At 41.3% G+C, this 12,797-nt stretch carries 13 protein-coding genes; 8 read left to right on the forward strand and 5 right to left on the reverse strand.

The genetic code is table 11. From position 1 onward, the window contains the following. The first annotated feature begins 8 nt into the window (after window positions 1-8). Entirely contained in the window at window positions 9-230 is a 222-nt protein-coding gene (locus CLV38_RS02980) for a hypothetical protein (protein WP_106191324.1), read from the forward strand. A 46-nt stretch (window positions 231-276) separates the two neighbouring features. After that, window positions 277-558, forward strand: a complete 282-nt coding sequence (locus CLV38_RS02985) for a hypothetical protein (protein ID WP_106191327.1) — start codon at window positions 277-279, stop codon at window positions 556-558. Between the two features lie 87 nt (window positions 559-645). Here CLV38_RS02985 and alr read toward each other — a convergent pair whose 3' ends face one another. Then, window positions 646-1,815: an alanine racemase gene (alr, locus tag CLV38_RS02990; protein ID WP_170068798.1), complete on the reverse strand. Its 1,170-nt coding sequence runs from the start codon at window positions 1,813-1,815 to the stop codon at window positions 646-648. Between the two features lie 146 nt (window positions 1,816-1,961). Here alr and CLV38_RS02995 point away from each other — a divergent pair, with 146 nt between their 5' ends. Beyond that, complete coding sequence (locus tag CLV38_RS02995) at window positions 1,962-2,603, forward strand: superoxide dismutase family protein (protein ID WP_211295405.1); 642 nt, start codon at window positions 1,962-1,964, stop codon at window positions 2,601-2,603. A gap of 181 nt (window positions 2,604-2,784) precedes the next feature. Further along, the gene (locus CLV38_RS03000) at window positions 2,785-4,122 is read left to right on the forward strand and encodes a C1 family peptidase (protein ID WP_106191335.1); all 1,338 of its coding nucleotides are present in this window, start codon (window positions 2,785-2,787) and stop codon (window positions 4,120-4,122) included. Between the two features lie 67 nt (window positions 4,123-4,189). On the opposite strand, the gene CLV38_RS03005 is transcribed toward CLV38_RS03000, so the two are convergent. After that, window positions 4,190-4,468, reverse strand: coding sequence for a hypothetical protein (locus CLV38_RS03005; RefSeq protein WP_106191337.1), 279 nt, complete (start codon window positions 4,466-4,468; stop codon window positions 4,190-4,192). A gap of 138 nt (window positions 4,469-4,606) precedes the next feature. After that, entirely contained in the window at window positions 4,607-6,142 is a 1,536-nt protein-coding gene (locus CLV38_RS03010) for an AbgT family transporter (protein ID WP_106191340.1), read from the reverse strand. Between the two features lie 343 nt (window positions 6,143-6,485). On the opposite strand from CLV38_RS03010, the gene CLV38_RS03015 reads away from it, so the two are divergent. The 4 genes from CLV38_RS03015 (at window position 6,486) to CLV38_RS03030 (ending at window position 11,197) form a co-directional block, all read left to right on the forward strand. Further along, window positions 6,486-7,229, forward strand: a complete 744-nt coding sequence (locus CLV38_RS03015) for an acyl-[acyl-carrier-protein] thioesterase (protein ID WP_106191342.1) — start codon at window positions 6,486-6,488, stop codon at window positions 7,227-7,229. A 12-nt stretch (window positions 7,230-7,241) separates the two neighbouring features. Then, window positions 7,242-8,231 carry a LacI family DNA-binding transcriptional regulator gene (locus CLV38_RS03020; protein ID WP_106191345.1) on the forward strand — a complete coding sequence of 330 codons (990 nt, stop codon included), beginning with the start codon at window positions 7,242-7,244 and terminating at the stop codon, window positions 8,229-8,231. A 116-nt stretch (window positions 8,232-8,347) separates the two neighbouring features. Then, on the forward strand, window positions 8,348-9,736 hold the full coding sequence (locus CLV38_RS03025; protein ID WP_106191347.1) for a PTS transporter subunit EIIC: 1,389 nt from the start codon (window positions 8,348-8,350) through the stop codon (window positions 9,734-9,736). 15 nt (window positions 9,737-9,751) lie between these two features. Beyond that, the gene (locus CLV38_RS03030) at window positions 9,752-11,197 is read left to right on the forward strand and encodes a glycoside hydrolase family 32 protein (RefSeq protein WP_106191350.1); all 1,446 of its coding nucleotides are present in this window, start codon (window positions 9,752-9,754) and stop codon (window positions 11,195-11,197) included. Here CLV38_RS03030 and CLV38_RS03035 read toward each other — a convergent pair. After that, a complete protein-coding gene (locus tag CLV38_RS03035; RefSeq protein ID WP_106191352.1) occupies window positions 11,186-11,644 on the reverse strand; it encodes a hypothetical protein in 459 nt (152 codons plus the stop codon). The two genes, CLV38_RS03030 and CLV38_RS03035, sit on opposite strands and share 12 nt — an antisense overlap. Window positions 11,645-11,814: 170 nt before the next feature. After that, window positions 11,815-12,786: an asparaginase gene (locus CLV38_RS03040; RefSeq protein ID WP_106191355.1), complete on the reverse strand. Its 972-nt coding sequence runs from the start codon at window positions 12,784-12,786 to the stop codon at window positions 11,815-11,817. Window positions 12,787-12,797 lie beyond the last annotated feature (11 nt).

Raw genomic sequence — 12,797 nt, forward strand, 5'->3', positions numbered from 1 at the left:
AGATAGATATGAATAAATTGGCGAAATTAACAGCACTGACAATGACAGCAGGGATGCTACTGGCAGCCTGTGGAGATGCGAACGATGATGTAGATGAAACACTACCGGGTACAGAAGAACCTGCTGACGATGGTATGGATGACGGATTAGAAGATGACGGAATGGACGATGGACTGGAAGACGACGGTCTAGAAGATGATATGGACGACGACACGGATGACGACGCGTAAAAAAACCAAAAAGCCTTGAATTCTATTTTGAAGGAGAGACGATTTGATGAACAGATTAGCAAAATTAACTGCATTGACAATGACAGCCGGTATGTTGCTGGCTGCTTGTGGCGATGCGAATGATGTAGATGAAACATTGCCAGGTACAGAAGATCCAGCCGATGATGGTATGGATAACGGCCTGGACGACGACGGCATGGAAGATGATGGCGTTGACGATGGATTAGATGAAGAAGGTCTTGATTTCGATGATGACGAAGATGACGAATTAGGCGATGATGGACTGGAAAGTGAAACAGACGACGATTTGGATGATGAAGACGAATAATGTCTTGAATATCAATCTGAGTAGTTAAAAAAGGACGATCCTTTAGAGTGGGATCGTCCTTTTTCGTGCTGTTTTTTACAACAGTGGTCAATCGAGCAGAACATTCTGTCTGGCCTCAACGGTATTATTTTTTAAATATACTCGAGGGATACGTTTGCCGATTCCACATAGAATCTCATAATGAAAACTATCGGTCAGCTCAGCCATTCTATAAATAGAAGGGTGGCCTTTATCTGGATCTCCGATAAAAACGAGCTCATTGCTATTTGAAAATGCCTCAAAATCAGAAACATTTACCATCAGCTGATCCATACAGATGCGTCCGACAATAGGTGCTTTCCGGTCTCCGCTGGTTAAATGCCATCTGTTAGATAATTCCCTAGGGATTCCGTCAGCGTAGCCAAGTAGAATCGTTGCGATCGTCTCTGCCTTGTCAGTCTTATAAGTTCTGCCATATCCAATCGTCTCACCGGCTTGAACTTCTTTGACAAAAGCAGCATGAGTGCTTAGTGTCATAACCGGTTTTAAATCGATAAGGTCATCTAGAGCCTTATCCGGATGATACCCGAAGAGCGAAATACCCGTTCTGATCATATCCAGATCAAATTCAGGATAAAGCAGGGCTGCTGCTGTATTACTACAGTGATGGAGATCAAATGTCTTTCCCTCGTTTTTCAGATAACGGATGACATCGGTGAACAGTTTGAATTGCTGCTGTGTAAAAGATGGATCCTCGGTATTTTCGGCTTCTGCGAAATGTGTATAGATTCCTTCAAAATTAATGGTTGGAGCTTTAAGTGTCTGACATAATGTCAGTGCGTCCTCTTTTGTTCGGACACCAATTCTCCCCATTCCGGTATCGATTTTGACGTGTACAGTGACAGGCTGATTAGTCTGTTCCGCATAATAATTGACGGCTTCTGCTATAGGGTGTGAAAAAACAGTAATAGCGATGTTCTGCTGGATAGCGGTCGGTATAGTGTCTGGTTCTATTGGACTAAGGAGCAGGATAGGCGAAGTAATACCGGCTTCCCTCAACTCCAGAGCTTCATCCAGAACAGCCACAGCCAGGTATTCAATTCCCTGATGCTCCAAATGTCTCCCTATCTCCACAGCCCCATGTCCGTATGCATCTGCTTTTATAACGCCCATCACTTTAGTATTCTTTGTTACATGATTTTTCATCTGAAGATAATTGTAGGATACTTTATCTAAATCGATTTCGGCTTTAGTGTAACGATAACTTCCAAAATTCATAGGTATCAACTCCTTATGTCTCATATTTTAACATGAACAAGGATGTGAGTGGCTGATAAAATGCTAAATCTTCGTTTTTTAAACGCTATATTGGTAAAATAAGGATACAGTTAAAAAGGATTAACAGCTGTTGGAAGGAGACTGTAATGATGTTTAGAAGAGGGAAGCTGGCTCTGTTAAGTGGGGCCGTATTATTTATGGTAGCCTGTGATGAAGAGGTCACAGAGCTTGAAGAAAGTGGACAGGAAGAAGTAGCTGAGGATGCAACAGACGATGAAACAGATGAGGATACCACTATTCTTGAAGATGGGGGTACAGATGAAGAAGTGACCGCTCTGGATGTTGATATGGTCAATAGTGATTCAACGTACGTAGGGTCAGCTGTTTTTGACGAAGGAGAAGATGGGGTCACTTTGACACTTAATCTTGAAGGTCTGCCTGCAGGTGAATATGGTATGCACATTCATGAAGCTGGTATGGCTACTCCACCTACTTTTGAAGATGCAGAAGGACACTTTAATCCAACCGATGCAGATCATGGGTTTGATGCTGAAGATGGACACCATCTGGGTGATTTGCCGAATTTAGTGGTACCGGAAAACGGCATCGTCAGCGAAACAATTGAAATACCTGGAGTGACACTGCTCCCGGGTGAAGACAATACGTTAGCAACAGAAGAAGGCACTGCGCTGATTATTCATACTGAACCGGACGACTACGAAACACAACCAACCGGTGATGCAGGAGAGCGCATGGTTGGGGGCGTCATATTCGCACCTCAAGAATAAAGAGTAACATTAGATCGTCAAAGGAACCTAGGTTCTTTTTGACGGTCTTTTTTTCCTGTAATACTTAGAAGGCTTGAGCACCGTAAAAATAGCTTCATTTCTCAACTGCTGAATGACACCTTGTCATGAATCGAGATTTTAGGTATGATTAACTCATTCATAAGAAAAGGATGAGAAAAATATGAAAATAAGTAAAGAGTTGTTACATCAGTTTCAGCAAGAATTTGATTCGAACCCAACAAACCATGCTGTTAAAAATGCAATGGCGAAGGTCGGATTGAACAAGTCGTCAGTCGACAACAATTTAACACGCCGTCATCCATTCGTGTTTTCACATGAGACGAAAAAAGGAGAGATCACGAATCAGCAATCGAGTGGAAGATGCTGGATGTTTGCAGCCCTAAATACGGCTCGCGTGGATACAATGACTAAACTGAACGTGAAAACATTTGAATTTTCTCAAAATTATACACTGTTTTGGGATAAACTTGAAAAGGCGAATTATTTTTTGGAAAGCATTATTGAAACAGTAAAAGAACCATTGAATTCCAGACTAGTTCAGCACCTGCTTATGGATCCCATACAAGATGGCGGACAGTGGGACATGTTTTCCGGACTATTGGAGAAGTATGGTGCAGTGCCCAAGTCTGTTATGCCTGAGACATATCACTCTTCGAATACCAGAGAGTTGAATCAGTTACTGACTGCTAAGTTGAGGGATTTTGCTGCCAAGATTAGAACGGGTCACAAGAATGGGCAGACACCAGAAGAGCTGACTGATTTGAAAGAAACATATCTGTCACTGATTTACAGCCTTCTGACTAAAACGCTTGGTGAAGTTCCAGAAACATTTACTTATGGATATAGGGACGAGGAGAAGGCTTACCATAGAATCAGCGATATAACGCCTCAGGATTTCTTTAAAACATATGTGGACTGGGATCTGGATGAAAGGATCTCCTTAATCAATGCACCGACAGAAGATAAGCCCTATGGAAAAGCTTATACAGTCAAATATCTGGGAACGGTCAAGGAAGGAAAAGCCATCACATACGTAAATGCCCCAATCGAAGCTTTAAAAGAAGCAGCAGTCGCTTCAATCAAAGACGGAGAACCAGTTTGGTTTGGATGCGATGTAGGTAAAATGCTCGACCGGGAAGCCGGTATAATGGATGATAAAGCTTACGATTATGAATCGACACTAGGCGAGAATATCGAGCTTACAAAAGCACAACGTCTGGACTATGGTGAAAGCCTTTTGACCCATGCAATGGTATTTGTTGGAGTTGATTTGGATGATGACGGTAAGCCTATTACTTGGAAAGTAGAAAACAGCTGGGGAGATAAAAACGGAGATAAAGGGATCTACTCTATGAGTGATAAGTGGTTTGATGAATATAACTATCAGGTCGCTGTCAAACGTAAGTATGTTGAAGCAGAGTGGCTGAAAGCGTTCGATGAACCTGTAGTAGAGCTGGAACCATGGGATCCAATGGGGTCTCTGGCGTTAGTTCAGTAAAAATACGAAAATATAAAGATGAACACTTTAGTTGGCCATATAATAAGCCTTCAAGTGTTCATCTTTTTTAATTTGTATAAAGTTCAATGGCGAGCACAATTGAGGAACTGAGCGCCCCTCCAATAATAAAATACATGATCATTTGAAGAGGAATAAACCAGGCTATATCATCAAGATCTTTATCCTTATCAGAAGCTGTTTTAGACAAAAGAAAATACCCGATACCGACGCTGATGCCTAAAACAGGAAATAAACTTTGTATCTGCTGTGCTCTGAAATATCCGAATAATAGACCTGTCAGAAAGCCAAACAGCTGAAGCCACCTTCTTTTTGCTTTTTTCGACATGGGTTGACCTCCTTTGGATAGGTGATACAGGATTGAAGACACTGTATTTAGACATATTATAGCATGCTGATGCGAAAGATTAGGTGAAAAAAAGGCATGTTTTCCAATTCAGGAAAACATGCCTTAGACGTTGTAGTATTATAAGGTAACTGGAGCTCCAGGTCCTAATGGTAATCCTAAGACATACCAGATGACTAGTAGCAGCGACCATGCGATCAGGAAAGCGATCGTATAAGATAACATGGTTGAAATGATCGTACCCAATCCACTTTTCTTATCGTATCGTTGTGCAAAGACCAGGATCATTGCAAAGTAACTCATTAATGGTGAAATAACGTTTGAAGATGAATCCGCAATACGGTAAGCCATCAACGTCATTTCAGGTGCAATATTAACACTGTAAAGCATTGGAGCGAATACAGGTCCCATGATTGCCCATTTTGCAGAGGCAGATCCCATGAATAAGTTAATGAATGCTGTGACCAGAATGAAGGCCAAGATCAATGGCAGTCCAACAAATCCGATAGCTTCAAGGAAATCAGCACCACTTACAGCAAGGATAAATCCTAAGTTAGTATAAGCAAAGTAGTTGATGAACTGAGCAGCGAAGAATGCCAGCACCAGATAACCACCCATTGAGCTCATTGATTCAGCCATCCCTTTAACGAAGTCGTGAGATGTCTCAATTTTCCCTGTTGTCTTACCATAAACGTAACCTGGTATAGCAAATAGCAGGAAAATCATGAACAGCAAGCCTTGTGACAAGAAGTTGTTTAACGTCATCTCACCAGTTGCTTCGTCCAGCATTCTTAACGGTGCATTTTCTGGAACCATCAAGAAAGCCATGATACCTAAGAATACAAGTAAAGCGATCAAAGCGTTACGCATTCCTTTGTTTTCTGTATCAGAAATCGGCTCATCATTTGGTTTGTAGTCACCATCATATTCGCCAAGTCGTGGTTCGACAAACTTCGCGGTGACAATGGCCCCGACAATAGTCAGTACAAATGTTGAAACGATCATGAAGTACCAGTTAGCTGTAACAGCCACTTCATAGTTAATACCAGCTGAGGTTAAAGCTTCGTTTGTAATCCCAACAAGTAGTGCATCAGTTGGCCCGAAAATTAGGTTGGCAGAGAATCCTGCAGAAACTCCGGCAAAGGCTGCAGCTAATCCTGCAATAGGATGACGCCCGGCTCCAGCAAATACGATTGCTCCAAGTGGAATAACAACGACATACCCGGCATCAGATGCAATGTTTGAGATGATACCTGCAAATACCACGGTAGCGGTCAATAAGTTAGCTGGAACATTGCTAAGTAATTTTTTGAGTGTAGTGGAAATCAATCCAGTCCATTCAGCAACTCCAACTCCTAACATAGCAACTAATACAGTTCCTAAAGGTGCAAACCCTGTAAAGTTACTAACTGCACTGTTAAAGATGTGTGCAATTCCTGCACCATTCATTAATGAAATGGCTTCAATCGTTACTTCTTCACCCGCACTAGCATCAAAGTAATCTACTGTGACACCAAGACGGAAAACTAATTCGGATATAAGGACGATGAATAGCGCTAAAGCTATAAATATAATGACTGGATGCGGAAGCTTATTTCCGACGCTTTCAATCATGCCTAGAAATCCTTTATTCGTGTTCTTTTCAGATTCACGCATAATCTGTGTTCCTCCTTAAATTTTTTATGAAGTTAAAGCTAATCTTACTAATGACTATCAGATTATGTCTAATCATTAGTAAGATTAAAATTTGACTCCATTTAATATTGTACTATGAAATCTATTCTAATACAAATGGCACCATAATATCAATATAATATAATCGATTATAATAAAATTTCCTGTTATTTTTGGTAAGTGTTGAAAAATCAATGATGGTAACGCTTCTCTTTTTGTTATGTTTATTAGTGTAAGATTAAAAAACAACTAAATGAATTAGAATTGTAATTATCTGTGTTTACTTTTATAATTTAAGGAGACTGATCATTAAGGAGAACGACTAGTGAGTTTAACGTATACAGAAAGTAAAGAAATTGCTTATTATATGTGTGACCGTCATCAGAATCTGACTTTGCCAATGCTGGTGAATATTTTACTGGATGTGTCAGAGAAACAATCTGAATCACTGAACAGAGATGAAGCATTTGTTAAAGCTAGAGGACTGAGCTGGATTATATTGCATTATGAGTTCATGATCGAACGAATGCCGAAACTGAAAGAAACCGTACAGATTGAAACCTATGCAACGGAATACAATAAATTGTTTACTTATCGTGAGTTTGTTATAAGAGACGCAAACCACAAGGAACTGGTGAGAGTAAAGACTACATTTGCATTGTTAGATTCAGAAAAACGGAAAATGGGCCGAATCACAGAAGACATTGTTGAGCCATATAAAGCGACTTTTTCCAAGCGAATCAGGAGAAATCAGAAACCCGCTGAACCTGATTTAAATGAATACACTGAAAAAACATATGCTGTCCGTTATTTTGATATTGATGGAAATAACCACGTCAATAATTCGCACTACATTAACTGGCTGCTAGACAGTCTGGACAGTGAATTTCTTTCGCAGCATGACATCAGACACGGCGTCATTACTTTCGATAAAGAAGTGAATGAACACCAGACGGTCATCAGTCGTGTCAGTTACCGAAAAGAAGAAGAGCTTTATACTGACCATTTAATCCGAACAAATGGCGCTTCCCATTGTTCTGCCAGTTTTAAATGGATAAAAGTCGGATGAGGAGGATAAGCTATGGTTACGATCAATGATATTGCGAAAGAAGCTGGTGTAGCAAAGAGCACGGTATCCAGGTATTTGAACAATGGGTCTGTCAGCGCAGACACGAGACGGAAAATTGATAAAATTATTGAAAAAACTGGCTATACACCCAACAACTTTGCAAGGAGTCTAAAAGCTCAAAAAACGAATATGATTGGTGTTATGATTCCAAGGCTGAATTCAGCTTCTACTAATGAAGTACTTGAAGGCATTGATGAGATGACGCGCAAGCTGGGTTATCAGCTGATCATTACAAACTCTGATCAGAATAATGAAAGAGAATTTGAAAACATTCAGACACTGGCGAAACAGAAAGTGGAAGGGGTCATCATGTTCGCCAGAGAACTGACTCCCGAACATATTGACACCGTTAAAAAGACTGGAACACCGTTTCTTTTCATTGGTCAGAAAGCAGAAGGCATTCACAGTATTATTCATCAGGATTACCAGGCAGGTGCTAAAATAGGCACTTACGCCATTGAACTGGGTCACAGGCATTTCCTGTATGTCGGCGTACCGGAAAAAGATCGTGCAGTCGGAGTCGAACGCAGACAAGGATTCTTAGATGCTGTCCGTCCAGTTAACGGGTCAACAGTTGAAAAAATCGAATCGGATTTTTCCAGAACCTCAGCTTACCAAAAAGCTTTAGCCTTTCTTCCCAAGACCGAAGCGACTTATATTGTTTGTGCCACTGATAACATTGCAGTAGCCGTTCTGAAAGCAGCTAAAGACCTTGGATACAGTATTCCTGAAGATTTCTCTCTATCAGGATTTGGAGGGTATGAAGCGACCGCTTATGTCTCACCTACGATTACCACAGTCAGTTATCCGTACAGGGAAATGGGGTTGGAAGCCGTCAAAAAACTGGTCCGACTAATCGGGAAAGAAGAAGTTCCGAACATTAGCGAGATGGGTAATGAACTGGTGATCAATCAGTCCACAGCCTATTTTGACAAAATATAAGAAAGTGCTTTCTTTTCTATTGAATTGAAAGCTGCTTTTTGTTATGCTTTAGAGGAACCGGTTCTGTTGATTAGGCAGAACACTATGAAAACGGTTAATAAGAAAGGATGGATAACATGTCATACCAAGAATCGATTGACGGCATAATCGAAGCAGTCGGTGGAAAAGATAATATTAAGAATTTTGAGCATTGTGCAACGCGCATGCGTATTATTCTTAAAGACGATGATAAAGTAGATAAAGAAAAAGCTGAAAACGTTCCTGAATCAAGAGGCTATTTCTTTAATACAGGTCAGCACCAGTTTATTTTCGGTACAGGAAAAGTGAATAAAGTGTACAGCGAATTTCAGCAGGCTATGGGAGAAGGCGGTGGCGGAAATAATGATTCTGGAGACTTTAAAGATGATGTCTATCAGAATTTAAATCCAGCCCAAAAAGTGGTTCGCATACTGGCTGATATTTTAGTCCCATTAATCCCTGTTTTGGTTACAACAGGTCTTTTGATGGGTGTGCGAGGGTTACTTCTTGAATTGGGACTGGAAATGGACGATAGCTGGCTAGCTATTTTTGAAATGCTGACAGATACAGCATTTGCTTTCCTACCTGTTCTTATTACATTCAGTGCTACACGTAAGTTTGGCGGAACACCCATTATAGGGATAGTTGTTGGGTTGATGATGGTCGCACCACAGTTACCTAATGCGTGGGCTGTAGCCGGTGGAGATGCTGAGCCATTAAGATTGTTAGGCTTAGATATTGTTGGCTATCAGGGTTCTATTATTCCAGCAATTGTTGCCGGGTACCTTATTTCTAAACTGGAAAAAGGGTTAAGAAAATTTGTTCCTGACATGATTGATCTTATTGTGACACCATTTGTAACGATTTCTGTAACGATTTTTACAATGTTACTTGTTTTAGGTCCAATCCTTCAACTTGTAGAAAGTGGTGTACTTGATGGAATACTATGGTTAGTCGAAACACCATTCGGTATAGGGTATATCATCTATTCTGCCTTCCAGCAGGTCATTGTGATTACTGGCCTTCACCACTCGCTAAGTATCGTAGAATTGGGATTACTGAGTGATACAGGTGGTAACGTATTGAATACATTAGGGACTGCTTCTATGGCAGGTCAATTTGGTGCTGCAGTAGCAGCAGCTTACCTTATGAAGAGTCAGGTTAAAAGAGCGAACGCTCTATCTTCGTCAGTGTCAACATTATTCGGAATCACCGAACCGCTTCTCTTTGGTGTAAACTTAAGAGTAATGCGCGTATTCTTTTCCGGTATGATCGGTGGAGCAGCGGGCGGACTGATGGTTTCAATCTTTGGACTTGCAGCTACAGGGTTAGGCATTACGTTCATTCCAGGTATCCTGCTTTACACACATAGTGTAGCAGCGCTTATCCAATATATCGTTGTGATTGCAGTAGCATTCGCCGTTGCATTCATGATGGTAAGGGTTCAAAGCAAACAGATCAAAGCTGAATTAAATGTTGAAGCTTAGAAAAGGATGGTTAAGATGAGTGAATTGACCAACCAATATTGGGAAGATCTGGCTCAGGCACAAGCCAAGCTGAAGAAAAAAATAGAAAATGATCCATGGCGTCTGGCTTTTCACCAGATGCCGGAAACCGGATGGCTGAACGATCCTAATGGCGCAGTTCAATTTAATGGCCTGTATCATTTGTATCATCAGTATGTTCCGGATGACCCGGATGGGGGACTCGTGCACTGGGCACACAAAACATCAACAGATATGGTTCATTTCCAAGAAGAGGACCTGTTTTTATCACCCGATAAACCCTACAATAAAGATGGGGTTTATTCCGGAAGTGCCTTTGTGAAAGATGATGAGATTCATTTCTTCTATACGGGAAACGTCAAACATCCGGGGGAGCATGATTACACATTCAGCGGGCGTGAACAAAATACTGTTCATATTGTCAGCAAAGACGGGTTCACTGTTGACTATGAAGAAGTCGTCATTCCTCATGAGGACTATCCTGAAGGCTTTACAGATCACATCCGTGATCCGAAAATCTTCGAAAAGGATGGCATTTATTATATGGTGCTGGGCTCTCGTGCTTTAAACCATCGGGGAAAAATTTTACTGTATGAATCAGCCGACTTATATGACTGGACATACAAAGGAGTCTTTATCGAAGGTGAAAAAGAAATGGGTTATATGTGGGAATGCCCTGACTTTTTTGAGACAGATGAAAAAGACGTCCTGATTTTTTCACCTCAAGGATTAAAGGCAACATCGCATGAATTCGAGAATACGCATAACTCTGGCTACTATTTAGGGTCAGTTGACTGGGAGAAGGCTAAATTCATACCAGACTCTGATTTTAAAGAATTGGACCGAGGGTTTGATTTTTATGCTCCTCAGACGTTTGAAGACGAATCCGGCAGGCGAATATTATGGGGATGGATGGGACTGGGGGATATCAGTCCAGAATACTCTAATCCTACAGTTGCAAGAGGCTGGCAGCATGCTATGACATTGCCTAGAGAATTAACAGTTGAAGACGGGAAGCTGAAACAGCGTCCGTTGACAGAATATCAGATGTTGAGAGTGAATGAGAACGAACAGTCGTTATCTATTCAAGATTCATTTGAATGGGAGGCTCAGAATCAGAAGTCTTTTGAGCTGATCATTACAATTGAAGAAGTCAAAGATAAATTATCAATCACTTTAAAAGAAGATACTGTTCTTTCTTACGATAATCATCAGTTCTCTCTGTCTCATGGGCCTTCAGGATTCGGTAGATCTGAGCGGACAGTGGAAATCGACAATTTAACTAAGATCCATGTGATTGCAGATACCTCGTCGCTTGAGATTTTCTTAAATGATGGAGATTATGTCTTATCGTCAAGAGTCTATCCGAAAAACGAAAGAGATTCGATTTTGTTCGAAGGATATTCTGAATTATCAGTCGTTAAATGGGATTTAAAAAGTTAATAGAGTGAAATAAAACAGCAAAACTGGCAGGTGAGTCATTAGCCCGTCAGTTTTGCTGTTTTGCTGTAATGAAATGTTACGACTTTCAGTTGGAAACAAGCTAGGTTGCCAGCTCGATAAGGAATTGGTCGCGAGAGCCGTACTGTCATTTGATTCTCTTGCCCTCTCGATCAGAAATTGGCCGCGAGCGGTACCGTAATAAGGTTCTCTTGCCCTCTTGATCAGAAATTGGCCGCGAGCGGTACCGTAATAAGGTTCTCTTGCCCTCTCGACCAGAAATTGTCTGCGAGCGGTACCGTAATAAGGTTCTCTTGCCCTCTCGACCAGAAATTGTCTGCGAGCCATACCGTAATAAGGTTCTCTTGCCCTCTCGACCAAAAATTGTCTGCGAGCCATACCGTAATCAGGTTCTCTTGCCCTCTCGACCAGAAATTGTCTGCGAGCCATACCGTAATCAGGTTCTCTTACCAGCTCGGACTTAAATCAAGGATGAGTTAGTAAATCAATCAGATGAGCAATAGAACACGAAAGATCCAGGCAACTAAATAACCCCATACTAAAGTGATCAATAATCCTCAGCTTAGTATGGGGCTCTTAGTTTATAGGTTAGAAGGTATCTATTTCTGGAAACTGTCGGTCATCTCTGCCACGTCAAGGGTCTGTTCCAACAAGACTAGTAACTTGATTCGGGCTTTTGGTCCGGATAGACCCGGTGCAAATATGACGCCCAGTTCTTTTAAATGCTTTCCCCCACCGGTATAGGCGTAAATATCTTGAGCAATTCCGTTAAAGGCTCTGGATGTTATGACAACAGGGATGCCTTTTTCCAGTATTTTCTTTAACCCATTAAGTGAAGCGGGGGGCATATTTCCGGCTCCTAAGGCTTCAATCACTAGTCCGTCAAGCGCCGTCTCATTTAAAGCGTCAAATAAAGTACTATCCATTCCGGCGTAAGCAGTTAACAGGCAGACATTTTTGTCAGCAGTAGAAATAGAAAAGGTTTCATTATATACAAGTTTCTGGAAGAAACGGACCTCATGTTTCGAGACGATCCCGATCGGTCCGAAAGTAGGCGTTCTAAAGGTAGCTACATTTGTTGTGTGCGTCTTGGTGACGTAACGGGCCGTGTGAATTTCTTCATTCATAACAACCAGCACGCCTTTATCTCTGGCGTCCAGTGAAAGAGACGTCCAAATCGCATTCTGAAGATTGCTCACACCGTCAGATCCTAATTCATCGACGGGACGCATTGCCCCTGTTAAGACAATTGGAAAAGGCGTATCCAGAGTCAAGTCGAGAAAATACGCTGTTTCTTCCAATGTATCTGTTCCATGAGTGATTACAGCGCCATCGTAAATACCTTCTTCTGCTGCTTTAAGCAGGCGCTTTTGAAGTAAAAGCATATGATGAGGGGTTACATGAGGTGAAGGCAGCTGGAAAATATCTTCTTCAACAATTTTTAAATTTTCTTCAAATAGCTGACTGTATTTATGAAGGGGGTGCTCACCGCTTGGTTTGACTGCTCCTGTTCGCTGGTCAGTGCTCATTGAAATGGTTCCACCTGTGTGAAGGAGTAAAATACGTTTCACGTTGTTCTGCC

It is taken from the genome of Alkalibacterium olivapovliticus (assembly GCF_003003275.1).
Taxonomy (GTDB): Bacteria; Bacillota; Bacilli; order Lactobacillales; family Carnobacteriaceae_A; genus Alkalibacterium; species Alkalibacterium olivapovliticum.